A 25,148-nucleotide genomic window follows, 5' to 3' on the forward strand; every position below is an offset into this window, starting at 1 on the left:
GCGGTAATCCTTGTTGTAATGCTTTTTGTCGGAGCGGGAAACGAATCCGCTTAACTAAGCCACCTGGCTAATCCGCTTATAAGCGTTACGAAACCTCAGGATTTGGCCTCGGTCAACACACCCTGGCAGGCAGCTTTCTGCGGGTCATTGGCGGGCAACTTATTGCAGATGCCATCCAGTTGCGTGCGCACTTTCTGCAAGGCGACTTTATGCTTGCCATCCTTGTTCCACTCATTGAGTTTCTTGCCCATGCGTTCCAGCGACGCCCGATTACGCTCGTAGAATGCGTTTTCAGTCCCGCCGATTTCAGCCAGTACGCTCTGCGTAGCTTTTTCTATGCGGCCTTCTTCCTGCGGCGCCAGTTCGATCAGGCCGCTGACATAGGTTGAACCCCATTGCAGGCGCGTTGCAGGCCCTTTGGCCGCCTTATAGGCCTGCTCATACCAGTTGACCGCCGCTGTCTTGTCGCCGCGCTTCTTTGCATTGGAGGCCAGGCTCAACATGAAATAGTAAGGCGAGTGCGAACGCTTCAGCTCAGCCTTCAGCAAGGCATCGGAATCATCCAGCAAACCGGCATTGCTCAGCGCGTGGGCGGCAGTGCTGATGACGGACTGACGCTCATACGCATCGGTCGTGGCCTGGTCTATCTGCGCCACGCGTGTCTTCACATCTTTCAGCAAATTGGCATCCAGCGTGCCTTTGGGATTTTCCTGGCGGGCCAGTGCAACCAGGCCGTCTACGGCAGTCAGCCTGTCGGTTTTCGACAAGCTACTGTCGTCAGCCAGTTTCAGCAAGGCGCTGTTAAAGGCAGCCATCAGCTTGGCGCGGGCATCGGATTTCGCAGTGGTCGTCAGCTCGGTCAGGTCTGCCGGATAATTGGTGAACAAGTCCATATTGTCGCGGGCGACAGCCTGGTCGGCCAGGGCTTTTTGCAGCTTGTCCGCAGCGACTGCCTTGTCAAATGCAGGCGCTGTCTGGCCGGGCTTGACGTTGGCGATGGCGACCAGCGCTTTCAGGTAGATCCTGGTCGCATCATGGCCTGTAGGAGCGAGGTCCGACAGACGCAGCAAGGTGGCAGCGACATCTTTGACGTCCACCAGTTTCTGTTCAGGATCATCCCAGGAATAGTCGGCCAACAGGCTCCACTCTTCCGCCTTCAGGTTTTTGCCGCCGGCCAGCGCCGATTTCAGGATGTCCTGCACCGAATTGGTCGTATTCATTGCCAGCGTCAATACCTGCAGATAGCGTTCGGAATCCACTTCGCCGGGCAGGCGGGTAATCTCGGTACCGTCCGGTTTGAACAATATCATGGTCGGATAGCCACGCACCTTGAAGCGCGCTCCCAGCTTTTGCGCGCTTGGGCTGTCGCCGTCCAGGTAGACCGGCACGAAATGGCGTGAACGCTCGATAAAGTCCTGGCGGTTGAAGATCGTCGCTTTCACCTGATTGCAAGGCGGGCACCACGCTGCGCCCCAGTACAGGAACAGCGGTTTGTTGCCGGCCTTGGCGCGGGCAAAGGCCGCATCCACATTATTGTCTTTTTGCCAGTCTATGCCTGCTTTGGCAGAGCTGCTGGCAGGAGAGGCCACAGCAGAAAACACGGGAACGGCGGCGAACAGAATACTGGCGATGACGGCAGATTGAAGTTTCATAAGGTTCAATAAATTGATAGGGAGCCTCGCAGCGAGGCAATGCGGTAAGTGTAACAAATATCCGTAGTTAGAACTCATTTCATAAATAGGAGTGAGATGCGTTTGTCTTAAAAGCGGCGCTGGCAAGGCGTGCGAGGCGTCAATAGCGGGGCTATTGACGGGGCCGCCGAGGTAACGAGCACAACGCAGCCAGCGCCACTTTTAAGACAAACCCTCCGGGAACGGCCCATTTGGGTGCATTGCAGCGTTGTGCCGCTAGCAAAGACGGCCAGTCTTTGCGTCGCGACGTGCCTTGCACTGCACCCAAATGGACTCGTTCGCACTCGCTCCTATTTATGAAATGAGTTCTAATATATCAAATCTTGTATTGCAAATTTCTTTCGCCGTCGCGGCCGGCAAGAGCGCACAGGCAGGGCCGCCCTTCTGCCCGCGGCTCTGAAGCCGGGCCTGACAGGCTGTCGTCCAGATACTTCCATAGCGAGATAGCCCGTATGCCGGATTTGGCGGGCCGCATCTCGCCTGCCAGATACCCCTGCCGCAGATAAAAATCCTTTGCGGTGACCGTACTGTCCAGGCTGACAAAGGGCAAGCCCCACTCCCTGGCCTTGGCCTCCATGGTCCCCAGCAAGGCTTTGCCGGTTCCTGCGAAACGCAACTCCGGCGTCACGTAGCACAAGCCTATGCGTCCTGCCTGCGTCAGCAAACCGACACCCAGGATGTCAGCTTCGACATCTGCCACCAGCGCATAGTTCCCCGCAGAAGCAAACCAGCCGGCAAGGATTTCCGGCGTTTTATTACCCAGCCACTTCGACAAGATACGATCATCATTATGATGATCCTGATGGCAGCACTCCACGATAGACCGTCTTACAACTTCGCAAGCAGGCCCCGCATCAGACAGGCGGGCAATACGGATCTGTGCTGCCATATCAATTCCGTGCAACCCGGCGGGGCGCAACATGGGATTGCACATATAAACAAAAAAGAAGTGCGTCAGGATGAGTACTGCACCGAACCTGAATCGCCTCTGTCATCATCCAGTTCATGGTGATTTTTCGGTATAAATAATTCCATGACCTTAGCCCAGGCCCAGCTTATTTCCAAAGAATTTATTCCGACAAGCATATGTACGCGATGCATAAGCAGGCAAGGTCTGCCCTTGCTGGCTCCATGAAGGTGCCATAAGGATATAAGAAATAATTCGTTTACTGCCGCGCCCATTTTGGCCACGATACTTGATTCTTGACCTTATTTGGAGCACTCATGTCTCACATCCTGGCGCTGGTAGAAAACAAACAAAGAGGCAGGCGCCGCCTGGCGAGGCTACTCGTAGCCGGCATTGCGCTCGGCACTGCCCTGTTGACGCTGCTGCCTGCCGCGCACGCCGATACGGCAATATTGAACGCTTCCTATGATGTGACGCGTGAATTGTTCAAGGACGTCAATCCGGCGTTTGCAGCGGAGTGGAAAAAGACGACCGGTGAAACCGTGATCCTGAACCAGTCGCACGGGGGCTCCAGCAAACAGGCGCGCTCGGTAATCGACGGCCTGGAGGCATCCGTGGTGACCATGAACCAGGCGAACGATATTGATATCCTCGCAGACAAAGGCCTGGTCGCAACTGACTGGCCAACGCGTTTCCCCAACAGGGCAGCGCCTTTTTATTCCACCATGGTTTATCTGGTACGCAAGGGCAATCCCAAACAGATACGCGGCTGGGAAGACCTTGCCAAGCCAGGCATCAAAGTAATCGTGCCTAACCCCAAGACATCCGGCAATGGGCGTTATACCTATCTGGCCGCATGGGGATCGGTCATCAAGAGCGGAGGCAACGATGCGCAGGCACGCAGCCTGGTGGAAAAATTATTTCAAAATGTGCCCGTGCTGGATGGCGGAGGACGCGGCGCCACCACCACCTTCACCCAGCGCGAAATCGGCGATGTATTAGTCACGTTTGAAAACGAGGTACAGTTGGTGCGGCAGGAATTTGGCGACAACTTTGAAGTCGTCTATCCGCCATTCTCGATTCTTGCAGAATCACCTGTCGCCGTAGTCGACAAGGTTGTCAATAAATTGGGTAACCGCAAGCAGGCTACTGCGTATTTGCAATTCCTGTATTCGGAAGCAGGACAGGAAATCATTGCCAGGCACTATCTGCGCCCACGCTCGGAAACAGTTGCAAAAAAATATGCAGCTTCATTCAAGCCCGTTAAGCTGTTTTCCGTCGATGAGGTATTTGGCGGCTGGAAGCTGGCGCAAAAAATACACTTCGATGATGGCGGCGAATTTGACAAGATATTCCAGGCGAAGAAGTAATTACGCCCACCCTTCCATCATCTATTACAGATGCCGGAAAGGCGGGCGCATCAAGTAGATCAGACGTAAATTTGCCCCAGTTCCAAATAGCTTCAATTGTGATGCGGCTGCTGCAGTTTCTTTTCCATCCGCATCTGCACCGCTTCAAAGCACAGGCTCAGGCCCCAATAAACCAGGGCGGCGGCAATATACAAGGGCAGCGGACGGAAGGTCGTCGCTATCACTTCCTTGGTAGCCAGCATCAGTTCCGTCACCGTGATCACGGATACCAGCGAGGTATCCTTGATCAGGCTAATCAGCGTATTGCTCATGGACGGCACGGCAACCCGCAAAGCCTGGGGAACGATCACATATCTCAAGGTCTGCGCATAGGTCAATCCCAGGCTGAAGCTGGCGGCCCACTGTCCGCGGCTGACGCCCTGTATTGCACCACGTATGCTTTCAGACAGGTAGGCGCCGGCATTCAGGCTCAGCGCAAGAATACCGGCCGAGGTGGCAGAAAATTCCAGCCCTATACTGGGTAGGCCGTAATAGATCACGAAAATCTGCACCAGCAGCGGCGTGCCGCGCATCAGGCTGACATAGGTAATGGCGGGGCGGTTCAGCCAGGGCCACGGAACAACGCGCGCAACCGCGATTAAAAACCCCAGTGCAAGGCCGCCTATCATCGAAGCAAGCGCAAACCACAGCGTATATGCCACACCTTTCAGCATCACCGGCGCCGCCAGTGTCAACAAGTCCAGGAGTTCCATCGCATTCCTATAAAAAAACATCCCCGCACTGCGGGGATGAGAAGTCTGATGCAATAGCATACATCATCTGGGTAGCATGGAGCTACTAGGCGCTAAAAGCAGAAAGTAAGCTCCAAAAACAAGACTTACCGCTTACTGCGCGACCGGCGGTTTGCTGACATCGCGGCCGAACCATTTCACCGACACCTTGGCGAAGCTGCCGTCCTTGATGATGGCTGCCAGTGCGTCATTCAGCGCAGCCTGGAATTTAGGATTCCCTTTCTGGAAAGGGATACCGTTTTTTGCCAGCTCGCCTATGGGAGCGCCAGCCTTGATCGGCAAGGCTGAATTCTTGAGCAGGTAAGCAACCATCAGGCTATCGTTCAGCGCCGCATCAACGCGGCCGGAAGCCAGATCCTGCAGGTATTCAGGCGCGCCTGGATAACTCTTCACGTCGACTCCGGCAACGCTCTTGGCTTTTTCTTCGTAATTGCTACCCTGGCCCACGCCCAGTTTTTTGCCTTTCAGGTCTTCCAGGCTGTTGAAGGTGCGGCTTTCATTTTTTCTGACGATTAATTGCGCTGCGGAAATGGTATACGGGTCAGAAAAATCAAAGGTTTCCTGGCGCTTGGCAGTGACACCAACCTGATTCACGATCACATCATACTTACCGGCAGACAAGCCTGCCAGAATGCCGCTCCATTCGGAAGTAACAAACTCAGGCTTTACGCCCAGCTTGGCGGCCAGCAGTTTGGCGACATCCACGTCAAAGCCTTCCAGCTGATTGGTTTTCTGGTCTTTGAAGTTGAATGGAGGATAGGTGCCTTCCAGCGCAATCTTCAGCGTACCGCGCGCTTTTACCGTATCCAGCAGATCGGCAGCGACAGCGCCGAGAGACAAACTAGCGAGCAGCAGGCTGACAAACAATTTCGAAGTAATGGAATTCCGTGTATTACGCATATGACCCCTTCAGGTGATTAATTTCTTGTAGACCAATGATATATAGCCTAGAGCTATAGTCACAACGAAGTTATTGGCATTTGTATATACGATTAAGAATATGTAGCTTGAAATTGCAATGCAAAAAAAGGGCGGGCAGCCTTGTCCGCGCGCACAGACAAGACTGGAAAATTAAAACGTCGGCAAGTTATTCAGTTCAAAACCCGGCTGCTCGTAGGCTGCCGTGGTGATGCCCGGCGTGCCGTCATCATTGGTGACCACCTTGATCAGCGGGCCCATCACGATGGAGTCTTTGACATGGAATTTGGTGATGACTTCATCGCCGTTCTCTATGGCCTCAACCACTTTTGACACGTCGGCATCTTCCGGATCAGCGACGAAGGCCGGAGGCGTGATTTCGCCACCTTTGCTTTTGCCCCAGCGAACCTTTTCTACACGCTCACCGCTACCATCAAATTTCACTGCTTCAACAAAGAAAAGTGCCATGGTCATATCTCCTAATCAAATGACTGCATGTTTTGAAAGAAATCTGGCTAAACTGGCTATGGCGCTACTGCTTGGATACGATATCGGGTCTGAAACCCGAGAGCTGCAACCACAAAATGCTATTAACGAGGACTGCAACTCGGCCTGGGATCTGGCACCGGCCTTTTGACCGGGGTAGGATCGAGGGGCGGCGTATCTGCCGGAGGAATAGGGTCAGGGCGGTGCATGCTAATTCCTTAAAAATGGGGAATTCAGGCGCATCCTAACATGAAAGACGCTTCAGGCTTGCAGGTCCGTCCCTACAGTTTAACCGAAAATTTTAGTTCCTACCGGCCAGGCGCATTCCAGCGCAGTAAAGCGCTGGAACCCGCATGGACAGGAGGTTTTGAGGCTGTTTGCCTGGACCGGCAGGGCCCGCAGGAACTAATAAAATTCCCGTTTTCCACTTTTCAGACGGCTCACCGTCGTCACCAGTGCATCGACATCGGCGCAATTATTGTAAAAGGCCAGCGAAGGACGTACTGTACTTTCCTGGCCGAAACGCCGCAGGATGGGTTGCGCACAATGATGCCCGGAACGCACCGCAATACCGGCACGGCTCAGCGCTGCGCCCACCTGTTCCGTCTTGAAGCCATCCAGCACAAAAGACAGTACGCTGGCCTTGTCCGCAGCAGTACCTATCAGGTGCAGGCCCGGTATCTGCTTCAGCAAATTGGTCGCATAACCCAGCAACTGATGCTCGTACCAATTGATATTATCGATACCTATCTTGTTGACATAGTCTATCGCTGCGCCCAGCCCTACTGCATCGGCGATATTGCCGGTGCCGGCTTCAAAACGCCCCGGCGCGGCATGGTACTCGGTATGCTCAAACGTCACATCCTTGATCATATTGCCGCCACCCTGCCAGGGCTGGGTTTCATTCAACAAAGCCTCTTTACCGTACAAAACCCCAATGCCGGTGGGTCCAAACACCTTGTGCCCGGAGAAAACAAACCAGTCTGCATCCAGGTCCTGCACGTCGGCTCGCAGGTGCGATACCGACTGTGCTCCGTCTATCAGCACTTTGGCCCCCACGCTGTGCGCCATCTCGGCGATTTTCTTCGCGGGTGTGATGGTGCCAAGCGCATTCGATACCTGGGTGACCGACACCAGCCTGGTCCTGGGGGTCAGCAGCTTCGCATATTCTTCCAGGATGATCTGGCCGTCATCGTCAACCGGAATGAGTTTCAGTTTTGCGCCTTTTTCAGCGCAGAGCTGCTGCCAGGGAACGATATTCGCATGGTGTTCCAGCCAGCTGATGATGATCTCATCATCCTTGCGGATATGCTGCCGTCCCCAGCTTTGCGCCACCAGGTTGATCGCCTCCGTCGTGCCGCGCACAAAGACGATTTCATTGACGGACGCGGCATTCAGGAAGGCTCGCACCTTCTCCCGCGCACCTTCATAGGCATCCGTCGCGCGGGCCGCCAGCGTATGCGCGGCCCGGTGAATATTAGAGTTTTCGTGGGCGTAGAAATAGCTGACGCGGTCGATCACAGATTGCGGCTTTTGCGTGGTTGCCGCATTGTCCAGCCAGACCAGCTGCCGCCCTTCTACTTTCTCTTGCAGGATAGGAAAATCACGACGCACCAGATTGATATCAAACGGTGCGCGGGTAATGCCCTGCTGCTGCAATGCATCCGTATGCAAACCCGGCTGCCTCAGGCCAGGTTCATACAGGCGCGTAGCCTGCAGAAAATAAAAATCCGGTGCAGCGCCATGTGCCGTATTGGTCTGGCTGGCTTGCACCGGCAAAGCCGCGCGGCCCGCACTGGGCGAGCGAGGAACAAGTAATTGCCGCAAATCCGCATCGGTGGGTAAACCGTAGCCCTGCGGCACTATGCCGGCCAGATAGCCGTGCTGCGATGCCGGCTTGCTGAGCACCGAGGTATTGGCCGTAAGATTATTTGCGGCCAAAGGGAACAACGGTGGAACAGCGCCTCCCTGCGCGGAAAAGCTGCCGGGTGACGCACCGAGATGTGGCTGCTGCTTGGCCGACCCCGCATCGGCGATGGCAGGCGCACTTGCCGGCAAGCCCCCTAACGAAGAAGCCGGCGGAACAGCGCGTGAAGCCGGGGAAGCCAGCGATGCTGCAGCCCCGCTTCCACCGCCAGGCAACTCGGAGAAATACTGATTGGCCAGCCGCGCCAGTTGCTCGATATCCGGCAAAGCCGCACCCAGATCACTTGTACTCATGATATTTGCCTACTTCCACCTCTTCCAGCACGGCAATCGCATCTTCCGTCAATACCGCCAGCGAGCAATACAAGGAAACCAGATACGAGGCAATCGCCTTGTGATTGATGCCCATGAAGCGTACCGACAGGCCGGGGCTGTTTTGTTCACCCTGCAAATTCGGCTGAAACAGGCCCACCACGCCCTGGCGGCTTTCTCCGGTGCGCAGCAGCAGGATATTGGACTTGCCGTTTTCTATCGTCAGCTTGTCCGATGGGAACAGCGGGATGCCGCGCCAGGTCAGGAACTGTGATCCAAACAGGGATACCGTAGGCGGCGGCACGCCGCGGCGTGTGCATTCGCGGCCGAAAGCGGCAATCGCCAAAGGATGCGCGAGGAAAAAACCCGGCTCTTTCCATACCTTGGAAATCAGTTCATCCAGGTCGTCCGGCGTAGGCGCGCCGGTGCGCGTCTTGATGCGTTGCGAAGCGGCGATGCTATGCAGCAGTCCGTATTCACGGTTATTGATCAGCTCGCTTTCCTGGCGTTCCTTGATGGTTTCTATCGTCAGCCGCAATTGCTCGCCAACCTGGTTGTACGGACTACTGTACAAGTCGGAAACACGGGTATGCACGTCCAGCACGGTATTCACGGCACTCAGCATGTATTCGCGCGGACTTTCTTCATAGTCGACAAAAGTCTGCGGCAATTCGCGTTCGTCGCGATTGGAGCAATCCACGGTAACGCTGGAACCTTCCTTCACCCTGTTCAAGCGGTAGATACCTGCCTCCACCGGCACCCATTGCAGCAGGTGGGTCAGCCAGCGCGGCGTGATGCTGCCCATTTGCGGAACGGTACGCGTGGCAATCGCCAGTTGGCGGGCGGCGACATCGCCAAGTGCGGTTTGTTGTTCTATCCTGTCTGTCACATTATTCTCCGGTTAAAAGTCTTAAAGGATGTTGCGGTTCTGTGTTTGTGCCTGGCTGATGTTGCTCTCGGGCGGCACGCTCTGGGTCAGCCAGACATTGCCGCCTATCGTCGATCCGCGGCCTATCGTGATGCGGCCGAGTATCGTTGCACCGGCATAGATGACGACATCGTCTTCCAGGATGGGGTGGCGAGGATTGCCTTTGATCAGGCTGCCGTTTTCATCTGCGGGAAAGCGCTTCGCCCCCAATGTGACCGCCTGGTACAGCCGCACACGCTGGCCGATGATTGCGGTCTCGCCGATGACGACTCCAGTCCCGTGGTCAATAAAAAAGCTCGGGCCTATCTGCGCTCCTGGATGGATGTCTATGCCGGTAGAAGAATGGGCAATCTCGGAAATGACACGCGCCAGCAAAGGCGCACCGAGCTGGTACAGCGCATGCGCCAGCCGATAATAAATAATGGCAATCGTACCCGGATAGCACAGCAAGACTTCCGCGATGCTGGAGGCTGCCGGGTCCCCCTGGAAGGCTGCCTGCAAATCGCTGACCAGCACACCACGCACCGAAGGCAATTGCGCGGCGAAATCACGTGTGATCTGCGTGGCACGTTCAGACAGGCCTGCCTCGCTGGAATCGCCCTGCTCGCCGACGAACAGCAAAGCCCGGCGCACTTGTTCTGCCAGTAAATTAAGGCTGGTATTGAGCGTATTGCCGACAAAATAATCGATACTCTCGTCGGTCAGGCTGGGGCGCCCGTAGTGGGTAGGGAACAGCACAGAGCGCAGGCCGTCCAATATCTGCTCCAGCGCGGCGCGTGACGGCAATTCGCGGATATGGCCCTGATGCCGGATCTTGTGCGTGACTTCCCTGGAGATGCGCAACTGATCGGTAACAGTTCCCAGATTCCAGTCTTGTTGATTCTTTTCCTGCTGCCTGAATGCGATGTCCATGATGCCAATGAAATAGGGGTAAGAATATTGATGAGATAGAAGCAGGGTAGCCCCGGCCCCGGAGGGAAAATCCGGGAACCCGCAACTCGATTTAAGCGGCAGAGATAGCCTGCTCCAGATCGGCCAGCAGATCGTCTATATGTTCTATCCCTACAGACAGGCGCACCGTATCTTCCATAACGCCGGCCTTGGCCAGTTCATCTGGATTCAGCTGACGGTGAGTGGTGGAGGCCGGATGGCAAGCTAGTGATTTGGCGTCACCGATATTGACCAGGCGGGTAAATAATTTCAGCGCATCCTGAAAGCGTCCGCCCGCTGCGCGACCGCCGCCCAGGCCGAAAGTCAGGATGCCGGACGGCCGTCCACCCAGATATTTTTGTGCAAGAGCATGGTCGGCATGCGTGGGCAAACCGGCGTAATTGACCCATTCAACTTTAGGATGCTTATCCAGATATTCCGCTATCTTTTGCGTGTTCTCTGTAATACGGTCCAGCCTGAGTGCCAATGTCTCTATGCCCTGCAATATCAGGAAAGCATTGAATGGTGACAAGGCAGCGCCGGTATTGCGTAGCGGGACTACGCGCGCGCGGCCGATATATGCGGCGGCGCCGAGTGCCTCGGTGTACACCACGCCGTGGTAGGAAACATCGGGCTCGTTCAGGCGCTTAAATTTTTGCTTGTATTCTGCCCAGGGGAACTTCCCGGAATCAACAATTACGCCGCCAATGGAGTTGCCGTGCCCGCCCAGATATTTGGTCAATGAGTGCACCACAATATCGGCGCCGAATTCTATCGGGCGCAACAGGTACGGAGACGGCACCGTATTGTCCACAATCAGCGGCACGCCGTGACGGTGAGCTACTGCCGCAATCTTTTCTATATCGGTGATATTCCCCAGCGGATTGCCGATAGACTCGACAAAGACCGCTTTGGTTTTTTCATCGATCAGTTTTCCAAACGATTCCGGATCGCGATAGTCGGCAAAGCGGGTTTCTATGCCGAACTGCGGCAAGGTATGCGCAAACAGGTTATAGGTGCCGCCGTATAGCGTGGAGGCCGACACAATATTGTCGCCCGCCTCGGCAATGGTCTGGATCGCGTAAGTGATCGCTGCCTGGCCGGACGCCAGCGCCAGCGCACCTATGCCGCCTTCCAGTTCCGCCACGCGCTTCTCCAGCACGTCGTTGGTCGGATTCATGATCCTGCTATAAATATTGCCAGCTACCTTGAGATCGAACAGATCCGCACCATGCTGGGTGTCATCGAAAGCATAGGCAACGGTCTGGTAGATAGGAACGGCGACCGCTCTGGTCGTTGGATCGGGCGTGTAACCGCCATGCACTGCAATAGTTTCTAGCTTCATCAGGCGTCCTTGGAGTGAAGATGCTAAACATTTTTTTGCATGTTCTGCATCGGATAAAGTAAGCCTGATAGTAAAAAGAGCGCACTGAAGCCACAAGGAATTAAATCGTGTTTCCTTATGCGTTTTTCGCTTGTCATGGATTTGACAGCAATCAACGCCACCGAAGAAGCAAAGGATGCACTGACAAAAAAACGGGGGAGAAAATAAAAAACCCCAGCGTTAAGTGGCTGGGGTAAATGTAACGCCTCGTGTAGCCGGTACCTGGCGTTACGGGGAGAGGTGGTAAAAAAGAAAAAGATCCCGTACTGCTCAAGCACGGGATAAAGCTCAGGAGCCGTTACGAACCTATACCGGGCAAGTGCCAGGTAAACACAGCTCTCGCCCAATGAGCGTCAACGGTATAAGTTTTTCGCGGCAGTTTCATCATAGAAAATTACGCGCTTTATTTCTGTACGTTAGTTCACATTGCGTTGGTGCATGTCGATATCTATGGGTGCATTGATCGCATTGGTTCATCACATCGCAAATTTTTTGTTCGACATACTCACCCTTGCCGCATCCATCAAGTTAATACCCAGTGCACGCCGAATTTCGTCGGGGCTGGGTGGCGGGCGGTGGGCTGCAACTTCACGTTTCAACCACTCTCTGACTTCTTCCTTGCCTGGTTTATTGTCGTTCATGATTTTTCTCCAGCTCTATTTAGGGTTATCCAGTCTCATGCCTATGCTGCAATCGCTGTTTCAATGATCTCTCGGTGATTTCACTGTAGCAGAGGACTTGTGTGCTGCCATCGGACAAAGTCCCGGCAAATGAATAGGCGCAAAGGTAGGCGATTTGTAAGAATAGGCTGAGGGAATGCTCGGCCGAGGAACAAGCGCCGCCACTCTGTTCGCTGTCTCACAGACCACGGTGGCCTGACGATGCATCATAGGTCATCCACCTACATGAATGAGGCGCCGCAAATGAGTAAAACAGACAAAGGCCTTGCTGATCAGGCCGTAAAGAGTTCTACCCCTCCCTTACATATTGGCACTGGCGACGATACATTGAACGGCACGAGGGCAGAGTCGGAATTTCTGAAAGGAAAGCCCCGCGAGAACGATCTGCTGCATAGCCAGGAGGAACAACAGGTGTTTGAAGGCATTCCCGACACGCCCAATGGCCGCAAAGATCAAAACAATGTACACGGCAACCCCATTGCCAAGGACAGGCATACGATCGCGGATACGCTGCCTGCGGCAGATTTTGAATATACCGACAACGCGGTCAAACCGGATTAAAACCCGGCATATTTTCCTGACAGTAAAAGTGAGCTAATCCCACGCTACACTATTTCCCAGGGATCTATCTCAGGATGCGGATAGTGCTCCGTCATGAAATCCACGAAGCTACGTGCGGTTGCCGGCATCAGGTGGCGGTTGGGATAGACCATGGCAACCGCCAGCTGGTTGAACTGGGTCTTGGGCAACAAGCGCACCAGTTTGCCACTCTTGAGCGCATCAGCCAGTGCAAACGATGCACGCAGCACCAGCCCCATGCCTGCAATGGCGCAGTTACTCAGCAAATCGCCATTATTGGAGGTAATCTTGTTATTGACCGGGATGTCGATCTCTCCATCGGGGCCTTGTATAGACCAGGCATTGCGTAGTTGCTTGTAATCAAAGTTCAGGCAGGCATGCTTGCCCAAGTCCTTCGGTGACTTTGGTTCGCCATGCCGGCGCAGATAATCCGGCGATGCGCACAGGAAAACTTCCGCCTTGCCCAATTGGCGAGCAACCATATTGGCTTCTATTTTCTGCAGGCCTATCAATATACCAACGTCAAATCTATCCTGCACCAGATCCACATTGCGGCCGGATATCGTCACATCCAGCGTCACCTCCGGGTAACGCTCGGAATACTCGGACAAAAGGTTGGCCAACTGGAACTGCGCAAAGCTCTGGTGCGCGTACAACCTGAGCATGCCGCTGGGCTCCTTGGACTGGGACTTGGCGATCGCATCAGCATCGTCAATCTCGGGTAATATCCTCTGTACACGTTCCAGGTAGGCTTGGCCTATCTCGGTAAGGGACAGCTTACGGGTGCTACGATTCAGCAAACGGGTACCGAGGTGATTTTCAAGTTCGGCCAGATAACGAGTGACTGCTGCATTGGATAAATCCAGTGCCTGGGCCGCGCGCGCAAAGCTGCCCTGCTCCACGACCTTCAGGAATACCCGCATCGATTGCAATCTGTCCATACGCTCACCCCTTCGTTTCAATTACTGAAATAGTGCATTGCACAATAGCCTGTTTTTTTCAGATGATACAACAGATAGACTGTGCGGCAATGACGGGCAGTCCCTCTTGGCAGTAAAGATTTAGTGGTTTAAGCTTTTAAAGCACCATCTTTCAGCATTTCTGGACAAATTAAGCTCGCCCACCCTCGCCCGTTGCTTACCGACAGAAAGCTCATGAAAACTTTTGCCAGCCCTTTCACGCTGCATTTGCCAGAATTCCTATGGCCCTTGGCAGCACGTCGCCAAACCGGCTTTGGACCTGGCCTGGCCACTCCCCTGTTTGCCACCCTTGCACTTCTTGCCCTCCTTGCGCTCAGCGGTTGCGCAGACATGAAAGGTATTTCCCCACAGTCCAAAATGACAGACGGCAATACGCTGTCCGCCGGCTCGGCAATCCAAGGTGCCAGCCTTGACGCCCACTGGCCGAAGGCAGCCTGGTGGCAGGCCTATGGCGATACGCAACTGGATGGACTCGTACAACAAGCAATCAGCGGTAGCCCTACGCTAAAGATTGCACGCGCACGGGTAGAACTGGCCCGCTCGCTGGCAGGTGTTGCGCGCGCAAAGACCTTGCCGTCTGTGGGCGCCAAGGCAGAGTCCACCCGCGAACTGTTTACCGGCCAGGGCCTGGTGCCGCCGCCGCTGGCAGGCAACTGGGAGTGGTATAACGAAATTGCCGTCAAAGCAGAATACGACCTGGATTTGTGGGAAAAAGACCGCAGTGCACTGGAAGCCGCGCTGGATACCATCCATGCCAGCGCCGCCGAAGCACGCAGCGCACAACTGCAACTGGAAACCTCAGTCGTGCGCAGCTATCTGCAACTGGCCTTGCAATATCAGTTACGGGATGTCGCCAACGCCAGCCTGCAACAGCAGGAAGCCATCGCCAATATCGCCCGCCGCCGCTTGCGCGCGGGACTCGGCACCCAACTGGAAGTCAGCCAGGCCGAGACTTCGCTGCCGGTTGCCCGTTCGAATATAGAACAACTGGATGAGGCAATCAGCCTGGCGCGCAACCAGATTGCCGCCCTCAGCGGCCAGGGCCCAGGTGCGGGCGATGCTATCCAGCGACCGAATCTGTTGCCGGGCTCCAGGAATAATGCGTCGGCGCAGTTGCCGATCAGCCTGCCGGATTACGTACCCGCCAATCTGATAGGCCGCCGCCCCGATGTGGTTGCCCAACGCTGGCGCGTCGAGGCCGCAGGAAAGAATATCGAAGTGGCAAAGGCCGGTTTTTATCCAGATATTAATATCAGCGCCTTCCTCGGCTTCCAGTCGCTTGGTTTTGCCGGCTTCCTGAGTTCCAATGCAGCGGCGCGGGGTATCGCTCCGGCCATATCGCTGCCGATTTTTGAAGGCGGCAGGCTGCGCAGCCAGTTGGGTGCACAAACCGCCAATTACGATGCTGCAGTGGAAAGCTACAACAATACGCTGGTGCTGGCACTGCAAGCGGTCGCCGACCAGATCGTCAAGCTGAAATCCAGCGAAAAGCAGAAGGCAGAGATTGAGAAAGCGCTGGCGCTGGCGCAAAGAACCTATGACCTTGCACAGCGCAGCTATCATTCCGGCATCAGCGAATATTTGACTGTGCTCAATACACAAACCGTGCTGCTGCAACAGCAGCAAAGGATGGAGCAGATCAATACCGCTTACCTGGACGCCTGGGCACAACTGATGCAGGCGCTGGGCGGCGGCCTGGAAGAAAAGCCGGCACCGGCTATTGCGGATAACAAGCAATGAGCGCTGCCTCAGCCCCCGTGATCGCCGGCAGCCCTTTGCGCAGGGTGCTGGCGGAAATCAGTACCTGGGTAGTGACTCAGACCCCGGTCATCATCCACATTTTGAAACTGACAGTCGCCGTCCTGCTGGCGATGGGAGTTACACTGCGGCTGGATTTTGCCAAACCTACCACGGCGATGCTGACCGTGGTCATCGTGATGCACCAGCGCAGCGGCCTGGTGCTGGCCAAGAGCTTTTACCGCTTCCTGGGAACAATTGCAGGAGTCATCACCTCCATCATCCTGGCGGCATTGTTTACGCAGGAACCGGTACTGTTTATTATCGCCGGCGCATGCTGGCTGGCACTCTGTACCGCCGGTTCCGCCGTGTTCAGAAATTTCCAGTCCTATGCCTTTGTGCTGGCGGGCTACACGCTGGTGATTGTCGGCCTGCCCGCAGCATTGCAGCCCGACCAGGCTTTTGATATCGCCGTCATACGGTTGACGGAAGTGATGATAGGCATCCTGTCCGCCGGTGTCGTCAGCGACCTGATTTTCCCACTGCGCGTGACAGAAACCCTGATGGCGATGGTACGCCAGCGCTTCGGCACATTTGCCCAGCATATCAGCAAGGCCAGCACCGATCCTGTCGCCGCAGAGCGTACCATGCTGCGTTTTATCGGCGAGGTAATTTCCTTTGAATCGCTGCGCTCCGCATCCATCTTTGAGAATACCTCGCACCCGTCGCACAGTACACAGCTAAGCCTGCTGAACACTGCCTTCATGACAGCCTCAACCACCTTCCATACCCTGGATCTGCTGTATGGGCGCCTGCAAAAAGCCGGCAGACTGCCGGCCCTGAATGCCCAACTGGAAAAATACAGGGCAATCACCAGCCTGCTGAATGCAGAACCTGCGGAGGCGGCAGAAAAATTATGCGATCTGCGCAAGCTGCTGCCGGCTCAATTGGCAGAATCGCGCAAACGCGTGCTGGCCGAGGTGGGTGACGACGTCAATCCGGCCGCCCTGCTGGATTTCGATTCCGCCACCGAATTGCTGCTGCGCTTTACCGATGAGCTGCAAGACTATGCGCGCATCCAGGCTTCGGTGCTCAGCGGTACTTATCTGCCAGAGAAAGAAATTCTTGCGGCTTTTGATTATGTCGCGGCAACCGATCCCTTGGTCGTGTTTTTTTCCGGCCTGCGCAGTGCGGCAGTGTTTGGCCTGACCTGTACCTTTTGGATCATTTCCGGCTGGCCTTCGGGCGTGGACGCTGTAGTACTGGGCACCGTGTTTGGCGGGCTTTTTTCTGCTGCGCCATCGCCTTCCAGGGCCGTCAAGCAGTTCGTTGTCGGCGCACTCAGCGGGGCACTGGCGGCCTTTGTCTGTGCCTATTATCTGCAGCCCTTTGCAGAAAATTTTTCCATGCTGTGCCTGTCCATCGCTCCCTTCCTGATGATAGGCGCCTGGCTGTCCAATCATCCGAAGTATGCCGGTGTTGGTGCCGGCATGCTGATCTTCTTTATCTCGTACGCGGCGATAGACAGCATGTACGTGTTTGATTTTCTCGATATGGTCAACGGCATCATAGGCGGCTTGCTGGGTGTGGGAGTCGCCAGCGTGATGTACATGATCATTGATCCGGTCGATAGCCGCTGGGTCAAGCAAAGGCTGGCCCGCGCACTGCGCCAGAAAGTGGTGCGCGCCTGCAGCAGGCCACTACCGGGGCTGCTGCCGCTGTTTGAAAGCGCCACGCGCGACCAGTTGCAACGTTTCATCGCCATCCATGCGATGGACAATGAGGACGACCGCGAGGTGCTGGCCTGGCTGCTGTCGGTGCTGGAAATCGGCCGCGCGGTGATTCATCTGCGGCAAGATGTGGAGGCGACGCCGTCGCTGTCCACAGAACAATTGGGGGCAGTGCAAAACTGCGTCACTCATATATCCGCGTTGTTCAACCGGCCGGACCAGGAGAAAAGACAGGCTGCCATTGACGCCGTTCTGCATGCGATATCCCTGTGCAAATGGAGCGTGGCCTTGCAGGCGCATCTGCATCTGATACGCGCTTCGCTACTCGATGAAAAATCCGTACTGGCCAACTACGCAGCGCCTGCAGTTGCGCTAACACCCCAGAAAGTCTGATGCCATGCCAAGAGAAATTGCCCTGTTTGATGCACTCGTTCCCACATTGCTGCTGGTATTTGTCGCCGCCATGCTGCTGCAAGTCATGCTGGACCGCCTGTGCGCATATCTTGGCGTGTACCGCTTCGTCTGGCACCCCGGCCTGTTCCGCGTCGCCATGTTTGTCTGCGTGTTCGGCGGCCTTGCACTATTCCTGAAAGTAACTTGAGATAAAAATGAAAATCACGATCTCGCTCAAAGCCCTGCTGAGCATACTACTTACCCTGGCCATGGTTACCGCAGCCTATTTCATTGGCGACGCGCTATGGGACCACTATATGAACTCGCCGTGGACCCGCGATGGCCGCGTGCGCGCAGACGTGATCAACGTTGCCGCAGATGTATCCGGCCAGGTGGTGGAAGTGCCTGTGCATGATAATAGCTATGTGCACAAGGGCGACCTGCTGATGAAGATAGACCCGGCTCGCTACCAGTTGGCGCTGGCACAGGCGGAGAGCCTGATTTCGCAACGCAAGATTGCCTATGATATCCGCCAGCGCGATGCGGAGCGCCGGGCCAAGCTGGACAATGAAGTCATCTCGGCGGAAAACCGCGACAACTTCAGCTCCACTGCCAGCGGCGCAAAAGCTGCCTACCAGGAAGCACTGGTGATGCGCGATTCGGCCAAGCTGAATCTGGAACGGACGGAAGTGCGCGCCCATGTCGATGGCTGGGTATCCAACCTGAACGTGCATGCCGGCGATTATGCACAGGCGGGCACGCCCAAGATGGCGATCATCGATGCGCAATCATTCTGGGTCTACGGCTATTTTGAAGAGACCAAATTGCCGTTGCTGAAAGAAGGCGATACGGTCGATATCAGGCTGCTGGGCAGCACACAACTGCTGCAGGGGCATATAGACAGCATCTCGCGCGGCATTACCGACCGCGACAATCCTACCGGCAGCGGCCTGCTAGCCAACGTGAACCCCAGCTTTAACTGGGTACGTCTGGCACAGCGCGTACCGGTGCGCATCAATATCGACCATATCCCGGACGGCATTACGCTGGCCGCCGGCATGACTTGCACCATCATTGCCAAGCCGGGCCAGACTGCTGCAAAAGAAAAGGCCAAGACCTGAACGGCCCCGGCCTTGCGCATGGCGGCAAGTTGATTTTCAGTCCGGCGGAAAGCTCGTGCTCAGCGTTACAGATTCCCAGACGCTGATTTCCGCGTCCAGCGATTTCAGCTTGGCGCGCACCACAGATAAGGCATCCGGCCCCAGCAGCAGGTGCACAGGCGGATCCTCGGCAGCGGCAGCCTGCATGATGGCCTGCGCTGCTTTGGCAGGGTCGCCGATCTGCTTGCCGCTGCGCTCCTGCCTGGCCTGGCGCAAGGGAGCAAACACGGTGTCGTAATCGCGGATGGTCCTGTCGCCACGGGTCATTGATCCTGCCGCCCACTCGGTGCGAAATGCTCCCGGCGCCACCGCAGTTACATGTATCCCCAGCGCCTTCACCTCTTTCGCCAGGGTCTCGGAAATCGCTTCCAGCGCGAACTTGCTGCCGTGATAGATGCCAAGACCCGGGAAGGTAACATGGCCGCCCATCGACGTCACATTGAAGATATGCCCACGGCGACGCGCCCGCATGAATGGCAAGACCGCCTGCAATACCGCGATGGGGCCGAATACATTGACTTCAAACTGGCGCCGTATCTCGTCGCTTGAGGCTTCTTCTACCAGGGCTTCGTAGCCATAGCCGGCATTATTGACCAGCACATCAATGCCGCCGGTGGCTTGCTCCGCCGCGGCCACCGCTTTTTGCACTGCTGCATGATCGGTTACATCGGCAATGAAGGCCAGGGCCTTGCCTGGCGCCAGTTGCTCGAAATCCGCCTTTGCCTGCTCACTCCTGACGGTACCTGCGACCTGGCTACCCTGTGCTAACAGGGCGGCTGCCAACGCGCGTCCGAAACCGCTGCTGACGCCGGTGATAAACCATGTTTTCATTTTGTTCTTCCTCGAAATAAATCATTGTTTGCTGCGAATTTGTACTGACTGTTGCTGTTTGCTGCTATCCGACATCGGTGTCCACTAGCTCCAGCCGCGAACACCGATATCGGACCATGCACCAGATCACGCAGATGGGAAATCGGTAGAAGCAGCAACCTCTCTCCATTCCTTCAGCTCTGCCTCGACAAATGCGTTTTTTTCAGCGATGCGGGCTATCGTATCGGTGCCCAAAGGCAGGCGTACCGGCGGCTTCGCGTGATGACCGAGCTTGATGAAGGCTGCTGCCAGCTTGTCCGGATCACCAGGCTGCTGGCCGCTGACATCGGCGGCAAACGAGCGCATCTCACCCACGGTGGAAGCATAGTCGTCGATACGCGTCCTGGTTTCGACCAGGGAACTGCCTTCCAGGAAATCGGTGCGGAAGAAGCCAGGTTCGACAACCGTGGCATGGATGCCCAGTGGAGCCAGTTCCTGCGCCAGGCCTTCGGTCAAGCCTTCGACTGCAAACTTGGTCGCGCCATACACGCCCCATCCTGCATAGGCGTAGTAGCCGCCCACAGAAGAAATATTGATGATATGGCCGGAGCGGCGCGCCCTCATATGCGGCAGCACGGCGCGGGTCACATTCAGCAGGCCGAACACATTGGTGTCGAACTGGTGCTTGACCTCGGCATTGCTAGCCTCCTCTACCGCACCCAGCAAGCCATAGCCGGCATTGTTGACCAGTATGTCGATGCGGCCGAAGCGTTCTACTGCGGCCTGAGTCGCCGCTATCGCCTGCTCTTCATTGGTCACATCCAGCGCCACCGTCAGCAGATTGGCATGCTGGCCGAATTGTTCTTGCAGCGAAGCAGGATTGCGTGCCGTCACCACGACGGCATCGCCGGCTTCCAGTGCAGCGGCAACGATTTTTGCGCCAAAGCCGCGAGATGCGCCAGTGATCATCCATACGCGTTGGCTAGTGATATTCATTTCCATGATTGACTCCATCAGTAAAAAATCAGATTTGATCCGGTTGGACCTCAGGCGCTTGCAAGCATGGACTGAACTATAGGTGGGCAGGATGATGCAAACTAGCCCATAATTGGATGGTTGATAAGCAAATGAAAGTTGCTAATAGCCGAAATTGGCTAGATGGCAGATAGGAGGGAGACTCATGGACGAAATGCGGGCAATATCCACATTTATCAAAACGGCAAGTCTGGGTAGTTTTCGCAAGGCGGCCATAGACCAGGGGATTACCCCTCAAGCCGCCAGCAAGGCCGTCATGCAATTGGAAAAAGAGCTGGGCGTACGCCTGTTCCATCGCACCACGCGCAAGCTCAGCCTGACAGAGGAAGGCATACAGTTTTTGGAAAATGCCAGGCCCGGCCTGGAAACGCTGCACGACGCGGTCAGGCAGGCCCGCCAGGCAACCGAGGGCATGGAAGGCAGCTTGAGGGTCAGCGGCCCCCGCTCGCTGGGCCTGCAAGTGCTGATGCCGCTATTTCTGCGCTTTGCCGAAAAATATCCGCAGGTGCAGTTGGACGTGCAGCTGGATGACCGCTTCTCCGACCTGGTGCCGGATCGCATCGATGTCGGCTTTCGCGCCGGCACAGTGCCTGACGGGCGCATGATCGCGCGGCGGCTGATGCCTATCCAGCACATCATCTGCGCATCGCCGTCCTACCTGGAAAAGCACGGCAAGCCGGCCAGCATCGCCGAGTTGATGCAGCACCAGTGCACAGGCTACAGATTACCGAACACCGGCAAGCAAATGCCGTGGGAATTCCAGATAGGCGGAGAAATCCATTACCGCGACATCCCCGCCACCATCTGCACCAATGACACGCAGGCCGAGACCGAAGCGGTGCTGGCCGGCCTGGGCATAGGCCAATTGGGCAGTTTTACCGCGGTGCCCTTGATACGCGAAGGCCGCCTGATCCCGCTGCTGACCGAGCACATCACGGAGAGAATGGCACTGCATGTGTATTACAGTACGCGTGCCAATATGACATTACAGCTCATCGGCAGCAAAGAATTTTACTTTGAGCCAGAGGAAACCTCCCCCGTCTGACCATGCAAGAACAACTCAAGCCCTTGATTTTATTAATTTTTTTCTTAGACGAAGAAAGGAAGGCGGAAAAATCGCAGTATTTTTCAAATTATTTCCACTCGGTATTTAATGCACTTGCGGGGCTGGTCGTCTTGTACTGGTAAGAGCAGCAATTCTGCCGCTTAACCAGCAAAACACCAGAGGAGTTAATCATGCTTAGTTTACATACCAACGCGGCGGCATTGTCAGCACAGAACTCTATCGGTTCTACACAATCCAAGCTGTCCACTTCCATGACACGTCTGAGCACCGGCTATCGCATCAATTCCGCGATGGACGACGCTGCCGGCCTGCAGATCGCAACCCGTCTGCAAGCACAGACCAGCGGTATGGCCATGGCCATGCGCAACACACAAAACAGTATCTCCATGATGCAAACAGCCGAAGGCTCGTTTGATGAAGTCACCAACATGCTGGTACGTATGAAGGATCTGGCGACTCAGGCTGCCGATGCTTCTTCTACTGCTGCCGATAAAACAGCGATGCAATCCGAATTCGACGCGCTCACCAACGAACTGAGCAACGTCATGGGCAACACTACTTTCGGCGGTACTGCCCTGCTGAAAGATACAACCGGCACTTTGTCCACAGGCGTTGTGAACTTCCAGATCGGTGCCAGCACATCCGAAACCATGGCTATCGACGTCAGCGGCTCCATCGCGACATTGCACGCCAGCCTGCTGACTGCCAGCGCGGAATACTCTTCTTCCGGTACAGCATCGACAGCAACCGGCGCTGAATTGACAGGCGCAGCATCCGCTACCATCGATCTGCTGTCAAAAGCGATTGACGACGTCGGCACAGTGCGTTCCGCCCTGGGTGCTGCTTCCAACCGCCTGGACCATGTATACAACAACTTGTCCAACATCAGCACCAACACCAAAGCCGCTAGCGGCCGTATCATGGACGTGGACTACGCTTCCGAAACATCCAACATGACTTCGCAGCAGATGTTGATGCAAGCCGGTACTGCAATGCTCAAGCAAAGCAACAGCATGTCTTCCCTGGTCATGTCCCTGCTGCAGTAATCTTCCTGGCGCAGCTACGGAGCGCAATAGCAAGGCACAAGAAAAACCAGCCCTTAGAACGGCTGGTTTTTTTACATTCAGCACCTGAATCCGTACAGCATCTCAATCGCAGTAACGCAGCTTACCGCTAGTTTTCCTCTATTTTCAGCCCCGCCTTCCTCCGTTATCCGGCTATTTACCAGTCGCATTTAATCTTACATTCGCTGTGGTCGTCTTGTGATAATGAGGACAGCTACTTTGCTGGCCCGTATTGAACACAACCCACTAGGAGTTATCCATGCTTAGTTTACATACCAACGCGGCGGCATTGTCAGCACAGAACTCTATCGGTTCTACACAATCCAAGCTGTCCACTTCCATGACACGCCTGAGCACCGGCTATCGCATCAATTCCGCGATGGACGACGCTGCCGGCCTGCAGATCGCAACCCGTCTGCAAGCACAGACCAGCGGTATGGCCATGGCCATGCGCAATACACAAAACAGTATCTCCATGATGCAAACAGCCGAAGGCTCGTTTGATGAAGTCACCAACATGCTGGTACGTATGAAGGATCTGGCGACTCAAGCTGCCGATGCTTCTTCTACTGCTGCCGATAAAACAGCGATGCAATCCGAATTCGACGCGCTCACCAACGAACTGAGCAACGTCATGGGCAACACTACTTTCGGCGGTACTGCCCTGCTGAAAGATACATCCGGTACTTTGTCTACTGCCGGTGGCGTCAACTTCCAGATCGGTGCCAGCACCTCTGAAAAAATGACTATCGACGTCAGCGGCTCCATCGCGACATTGCACGCCAGCCTGCTGGCCGCCAGCGCTGAATACTCTTCTTCCGGTACAGCATCGACAGCAACCGGCGCTGAATTGACAGGTGCTGCATCCGCCACCATCGATCTGTTGTCCACAGCAATCGACGACGTCGGCACAGTACGTTCCGCCCTGGGTGCTGCTTCCAACCGCCTGGACCACGTGTACAACAACTTGTCCAACATCAGCACCAACACCAAAGCCGCTAGCGGTCGTATCATGGACGTGGACTACGCTTCCGAAACATCCAACATGACTTCGCAACAGATGCTGATGCAAGCCGGTACTGCAATGCTCAAGCAAAGCAACAGCATGTCTTCCCTGGTCATGTCCCTGCTGCAGTAATCTTCCTCGATTACTGATACCGGATAGCAGCTTCGCCCTAGCGCGAAGCCTGCCGGCTGGACAGCTGGAGCCAACCGTGAAGACGGTTGGCTTTTTTTTAAAGGAAATGAGAAATGGCGGTAGAAAGGGTAACGGCCACCGTATTGCCGCTGGTCTTCAGAGACCAGCCGGGAGCCAACGGACAGGCCGCCCAATTCAAGATAGGAGAAACCGTACAGCTCACCTTAGGCGATGCGGCCGCCGACGAACTGCTTGCCAGCACACAGGATGGCACGGCGCTAAAGCTGGCCGGGCTGGGCAGCCTGGTCAGCATGCTGTCCCCAGGAGATGTACTGCAGCTAAGGGTGCTGGCAACCAGCCCTCAACTGGAGCTCGCTGTCGTCCCACCGTCCGGATATGCATCCTCCACCAATGCCGCCAATGCTGCCAATACCTCGAAATCCGCCGGTGATGCCGGTCCAGAACAGGCGGCAATGCGGCTGGATCAGGCGGGGCTATCGCGCCAGATCACCTGGCGTGCACCGGATGCCGCAGCGCTGGCCGTCTCGTGGCGGGTAATGGTACTGTCTTTTTTTCAGCAACAGAACGCCTTGCGCGAACAGGCACGCGGCCAGCATGTTCCCGGCAGCCTGCTAATGGCGGATATGGCAACCAGCACCTTGCGCGACACCCCAAAAGTGCCTTTGAACCTGGATGCGGAATCCTGGTTGTTTGCCGCCTATACCTGGAATGGCCAAAAACTGATGCTGCGTGTGCTGGGTACCGATGAAGAAGATCCTGCACGCAAAAAAGCCTACCGCAGCAAGATCGCATTGAGAGTGGAGTTATTGCTGCCCAACGCAGGCCCTGTCAGCGTGCAAATGGAATTGACCAACGGTGGCGTCTTGCTGGACCTGGCGTCCGAGCATGCCGAGGCCATGCAGTATCTGCGGGATGCCCTGCGCGGCCTGGCCAGCGCCATTGCCCGCGCAGGACTGAGCATCATGCGTTGCAGGCTGTCCAGGCATTTGCCGCCTATCAGCGCGCTCAATAGCGTGCGGGCGGAAGCAGGTATCTCGGGCATGCGCCCGGAATTGTTCCGGGCAATGGCAGAAGTCATCGTATTTTTGGTGCAGCCTGCAGGCTGATGATGG

The 25,148-nt window shown here is 55.7% G+C and carries 24 protein-coding genes; 11 read left to right on the top strand and 13 right to left on the bottom strand.

The genetic code is table 11. The annotated features are described in order from the left end of the window. Positions 1-95 precede the first annotated feature (95 nt). Together IEW12_RS10910 and IEW12_RS10915 are read right to left on the bottom strand one after the other, a co-directional pair. Positions 96-1,652, bottom strand: a complete 1,557-nt coding sequence (locus IEW12_RS10910; RefSeq protein WP_188566084.1) for a thioredoxin family protein — start codon at positions 1,650-1,652, stop codon at positions 96-98. Between the two features lie 355 nt (positions 1,653-2,007). Beyond that, the gene (locus tag IEW12_RS10915) at positions 2,008-2,580 is read right to left on the bottom strand and encodes a GNAT family N-acetyltransferase (protein ID WP_188566085.1); all 573 of its coding nucleotides are present in this window, start codon (positions 2,578-2,580) and stop codon (positions 2,008-2,010) included. Positions 2,581-2,915: 335 nt separating this feature from the next. Here IEW12_RS10915 and IEW12_RS10920 point away from each other — a divergent pair, with 335 nt between their 5' ends. Continuing rightward, positions 2,916-3,968 carry a sulfate ABC transporter substrate-binding protein gene (locus IEW12_RS10920; protein ID WP_188566086.1) on the top strand — a complete coding sequence of 351 codons (1,053 nt, stop codon included), beginning with the start codon at positions 2,916-2,918 and terminating at the stop codon, positions 3,966-3,968. Between the two features lie 92 nt (positions 3,969-4,060). Here IEW12_RS10920 and IEW12_RS10925 read toward each other — a convergent pair whose 3' ends face one another. The 3 genes from IEW12_RS10925 to IEW12_RS10935 form a co-directional block, all read right to left on the bottom strand. Then, positions 4,061-4,720, bottom strand: coding sequence for an amino acid ABC transporter permease (locus IEW12_RS10925; protein WP_188566087.1), 660 nt, complete (start codon positions 4,718-4,720; stop codon positions 4,061-4,063). A gap of 132 nt (positions 4,721-4,852) precedes the next feature. After that, positions 4,853-5,659: a cystine ABC transporter substrate-binding protein gene (locus tag IEW12_RS10930; protein WP_188566088.1), complete on the bottom strand. Its 807-nt coding sequence runs from the start codon at positions 5,657-5,659 to the stop codon at positions 4,853-4,855. 171 nt (positions 5,660-5,830) lie between these two features. Further along, positions 5,831-6,145 carry a hypothetical protein gene (locus tag IEW12_RS10935; protein ID WP_188566089.1) on the bottom strand — a complete coding sequence of 105 codons (315 nt, stop codon included), beginning with the start codon at positions 6,143-6,145 and terminating at the stop codon, positions 5,831-5,833. Between IEW12_RS10935 and IEW12_RS10940 the strand changes: the two genes are divergently transcribed. Beyond that, positions 6,144-6,314 (top strand): hypothetical protein, encoded by a 171-nt coding sequence (locus IEW12_RS10940; RefSeq protein ID WP_188566090.1) that lies wholly within the window; start codon positions 6,144-6,146, stop codon positions 6,312-6,314. The two genes, IEW12_RS10935 and IEW12_RS10940, sit on opposite strands and share 2 nt — an antisense overlap. Before the next feature lie 254 nt (positions 6,315-6,568). On the opposite strand, the gene IEW12_RS10945 is transcribed toward IEW12_RS10940, so the two are convergent. The 5 genes from IEW12_RS10945 to IEW12_RS10965 form a co-directional block, all read right to left on the bottom strand. After that, positions 6,569-8,383, bottom strand: coding sequence for a family 2A encapsulin nanocompartment cargo protein cysteine desulfurase (locus IEW12_RS10945; protein WP_188566091.1), 1,815 nt, complete (start codon positions 8,381-8,383; stop codon positions 6,569-6,571). Then, on the bottom strand, positions 8,370-9,290 hold the full coding sequence (locus IEW12_RS10950) for a family 2A encapsulin nanocompartment shell protein (protein ID WP_188566092.1): 921 nt from the start codon (positions 9,288-9,290) through the stop codon (positions 8,370-8,372). Before IEW12_RS10950 ends, IEW12_RS10945 begins: the two co-directional genes overlap by 14 nt. Before the next feature lie 21 nt (positions 9,291-9,311). Beyond that, a complete protein-coding gene (gene epsC, locus IEW12_RS10955) occupies positions 9,312-10,241 on the bottom strand; it encodes a serine O-acetyltransferase EpsC (protein ID WP_188566093.1) in 930 nt (309 codons plus the stop codon). Between the two features lie 91 nt (positions 10,242-10,332). Further along, positions 10,333-11,604, bottom strand: coding sequence for an O-acetylhomoserine aminocarboxypropyltransferase/cysteine synthase family protein (locus IEW12_RS10960; RefSeq protein ID WP_188566094.1), 1,272 nt, complete (start codon positions 11,602-11,604; stop codon positions 10,333-10,335). 515 nt (positions 11,605-12,119) lie between these two features. Next, complete coding sequence (locus IEW12_RS10965; protein WP_188566095.1) at positions 12,120-12,284, bottom strand: hypothetical protein; 165 nt, start codon at positions 12,282-12,284, stop codon at positions 12,120-12,122. Between the two features lie 282 nt (positions 12,285-12,566). Here IEW12_RS10965 and IEW12_RS10970 point away from each other — a divergent pair, with 282 nt between their 5' ends. After that, positions 12,567-12,884: a hypothetical protein gene (locus tag IEW12_RS10970; protein WP_188566096.1), complete on the top strand. Its 318-nt coding sequence runs from the start codon at positions 12,567-12,569 to the stop codon at positions 12,882-12,884. A 44-nt stretch (positions 12,885-12,928) separates the two neighbouring features. Here the strand turns inward: IEW12_RS10970 and IEW12_RS10975 are convergent, their stop codons facing one another. Continuing rightward, a complete protein-coding gene (locus tag IEW12_RS10975) occupies positions 12,929-13,843 on the bottom strand; it encodes a LysR family transcriptional regulator (RefSeq protein WP_188566097.1) in 915 nt (304 codons plus the stop codon). A 213-nt stretch (positions 13,844-14,056) separates the two neighbouring features. Between IEW12_RS10975 and IEW12_RS10980 the strand changes: the two genes are divergently transcribed. From IEW12_RS10980 to IEW12_RS10995, 4 genes are read left to right on the top strand one after another with little or no spacing between them, the layout of a single operon-like run. Continuing rightward, positions 14,057-15,622 carry an efflux transporter outer membrane subunit gene (locus IEW12_RS10980; protein WP_188566098.1) on the top strand — a complete coding sequence of 522 codons (1,566 nt, stop codon included), beginning with the start codon at positions 14,057-14,059 and terminating at the stop codon, positions 15,620-15,622. Next, complete coding sequence (locus tag IEW12_RS10985; protein WP_188566099.1) at positions 15,619-17,742, top strand: FUSC family protein; 2,124 nt, start codon at positions 15,619-15,621, stop codon at positions 17,740-17,742. Before IEW12_RS10980 ends, IEW12_RS10985 begins: the two co-directional genes overlap by 4 nt. Positions 17,743-17,746: 4 nt before the next feature. Then, the gene (locus IEW12_RS10990) at positions 17,747-17,950 is read left to right on the top strand and encodes a DUF1656 domain-containing protein (RefSeq protein ID WP_188566100.1); all 204 of its coding nucleotides are present in this window, start codon (positions 17,747-17,749) and stop codon (positions 17,948-17,950) included. Between the two features lie 7 nt (positions 17,951-17,957). Next, positions 17,958-18,863 carry an efflux RND transporter periplasmic adaptor subunit gene (locus IEW12_RS10995; protein ID WP_188566101.1) on the top strand — a complete coding sequence of 302 codons (906 nt, stop codon included), beginning with the start codon at positions 17,958-17,960 and terminating at the stop codon, positions 18,861-18,863. A gap of 36 nt (positions 18,864-18,899) precedes the next feature. Here IEW12_RS10995 and IEW12_RS11000 read toward each other — a convergent pair whose 3' ends face one another. Both IEW12_RS11000 and IEW12_RS11005 read right to left on the bottom strand, forming a co-directional pair. Next, on the bottom strand, positions 18,900-19,733 hold the full coding sequence (locus tag IEW12_RS11000; protein ID WP_188566102.1) for an oxidoreductase: 834 nt from the start codon (positions 19,731-19,733) through the stop codon (positions 18,900-18,902). A 126-nt stretch (positions 19,734-19,859) separates the two neighbouring features. After that, a complete protein-coding gene (locus IEW12_RS11005; RefSeq protein ID WP_188566786.1) occupies positions 19,860-20,708 on the bottom strand; it encodes an oxidoreductase in 849 nt (282 codons plus the stop codon). 184 nt (positions 20,709-20,892) lie between these two features. Here IEW12_RS11005 and IEW12_RS11010 point away from each other — a divergent pair, with 184 nt between their 5' ends. The 4 genes from IEW12_RS11010 to IEW12_RS11025 all read left to right on the top strand — a co-directional run bounded on the left by IEW12_RS11010 (position 20,893) and on the right by IEW12_RS11025 (position 25,142). Next, the gene (locus IEW12_RS11010) at positions 20,893-21,792 is read left to right on the top strand and encodes a LysR family transcriptional regulator (protein ID WP_188566103.1); all 900 of its coding nucleotides are present in this window, start codon (positions 20,893-20,895) and stop codon (positions 21,790-21,792) included. Positions 21,793-21,983: 191 nt separating this feature from the next. After that, a complete protein-coding gene (locus IEW12_RS11015) occupies positions 21,984-22,859 on the top strand; it encodes a flagellin N-terminal helical domain-containing protein (protein WP_188566104.1) in 876 nt (291 codons plus the stop codon). 277 nt (positions 22,860-23,136) lie between these two features. Further along, the gene (locus IEW12_RS11020; RefSeq protein ID WP_188566105.1) at positions 23,137-24,015 is read left to right on the top strand and encodes a flagellin N-terminal helical domain-containing protein; all 879 of its coding nucleotides are present in this window, start codon (positions 23,137-23,139) and stop codon (positions 24,013-24,015) included. 113 nt (positions 24,016-24,128) lie between these two features. Continuing rightward, positions 24,129-25,142, top strand: coding sequence for a flagellar hook-length control protein FliK (locus IEW12_RS11025; RefSeq protein WP_188566106.1), 1,014 nt, complete (start codon positions 24,129-24,131; stop codon positions 25,140-25,142). The last annotated feature ends 6 nt before the right edge of the window (positions 25,143-25,148 follow it).

Origin of the sequence: Parundibacterium terreum, from assembly GCF_014636315.1 — a bacterium.
GTDB lineage: Bacteria > Pseudomonadota > Gammaproteobacteria > Burkholderiales > Burkholderiaceae_D > Undibacterium > Undibacterium terreum.

Coding starts and splice junctions, on each gene's coding strand:
- IEW12_RS10995 (WP_188566101.1), top strand. CDS start 17,958: ATGAAAATCACGATCTCGCTCAAAGCCCTGCTGAGCATACTACTTACC.
- IEW12_RS11005 (WP_188566786.1), bottom strand. CDS start 20,708: ATGAATATCACTAGCCAACGCGTATGGATGATCACTGGCGCATCTCGC.
- IEW12_RS10970 (WP_188566096.1), top strand. CDS start 12,567: ATGAGTAAAACAGACAAAGGCCTTGCTGATCAGGCCGTAAAGAGTTCT.
- IEW12_RS10980 (WP_188566098.1), top strand. CDS start 14,057: ATGAAAACTTTTGCCAGCCCTTTCACGCTGCATTTGCCAGAATTCCTA.
- epsC (WP_188566093.1), bottom strand. CDS start 10,241: ATGGACATCGCATTCAGGCAGCAGGAAAAGAATCAACAAGACTGGAAT.
- IEW12_RS10965 (WP_188566095.1), bottom strand. CDS start 12,284: ATGAACGACAATAAACCAGGCAAGGAAGAAGTCAGAGAGTGGTTGAAA.
- IEW12_RS10985 (WP_188566099.1), top strand. CDS start 15,619: ATGAGCGCTGCCTCAGCCCCCGTGATCGCCGGCAGCCCTTTGCGCAGG.
- IEW12_RS10935 (WP_188566089.1), bottom strand. CDS start 6,145: ATGGCACTTTTCTTTGTTGAAGCAGTGAAATTTGATGGTAGCGGTGAG.
- IEW12_RS10975 (WP_188566097.1), bottom strand. CDS start 13,843: ATGGACAGATTGCAATCGATGCGGGTATTCCTGAAGGTCGTGGAGCAG.
- IEW12_RS10960 (WP_188566094.1), bottom strand. CDS start 11,604: ATGAAGCTAGAAACTATTGCAGTGCATGGCGGTTACACGCCCGATCCA.
- IEW12_RS10990 (WP_188566100.1), top strand. CDS start 17,747: ATGCCAAGAGAAATTGCCCTGTTTGATGCACTCGTTCCCACATTGCTG.
- IEW12_RS10910 (WP_188566084.1), bottom strand. CDS start 1,652: ATGAAACTTCAATCTGCCGTCATCGCCAGTATTCTGTTCGCCGCCGTT.
- IEW12_RS11025 (WP_188566106.1), top strand. CDS start 24,129: ATGGCGGTAGAAAGGGTAACGGCCACCGTATTGCCGCTGGTCTTCAGA.
- IEW12_RS11015 (WP_188566104.1), top strand. CDS start 21,984: ATGCTTAGTTTACATACCAACGCGGCGGCATTGTCAGCACAGAACTCT.
- IEW12_RS10940 (WP_188566090.1), top strand. CDS start 6,144: ATGGTCATATCTCCTAATCAAATGACTGCATGTTTTGAAAGAAATCTG.
- IEW12_RS10945 (WP_188566091.1), bottom strand. CDS start 8,383: ATGAGTACAAGTGATCTGGGTGCGGCTTTGCCGGATATCGAGCAACTG.
- IEW12_RS10915 (WP_188566085.1), bottom strand. CDS start 2,580: ATGGCAGCACAGATCCGTATTGCCCGCCTGTCTGATGCGGGGCCTGCT.
- IEW12_RS11000 (WP_188566102.1), bottom strand. CDS start 19,733: ATGAAAACATGGTTTATCACCGGCGTCAGCAGCGGTTTCGGACGCGCG.
- IEW12_RS10920 (WP_188566086.1), top strand. CDS start 2,916: ATGTCTCACATCCTGGCGCTGGTAGAAAACAAACAAAGAGGCAGGCGC.
- IEW12_RS10930 (WP_188566088.1), bottom strand. CDS start 5,659: ATGCGTAATACACGGAATTCCATTACTTCGAAATTGTTTGTCAGCCTG.
- IEW12_RS10925 (WP_188566087.1), bottom strand. CDS start 4,720: ATGGAACTCCTGGACTTGTTGACACTGGCGGCGCCGGTGATGCTGAAA.
- IEW12_RS11010 (WP_188566103.1), top strand. CDS start 20,893: ATGGACGAAATGCGGGCAATATCCACATTTATCAAAACGGCAAGTCTG.
- IEW12_RS11020 (WP_188566105.1), top strand. CDS start 23,137: ATGCTTAGTTTACATACCAACGCGGCGGCATTGTCAGCACAGAACTCT.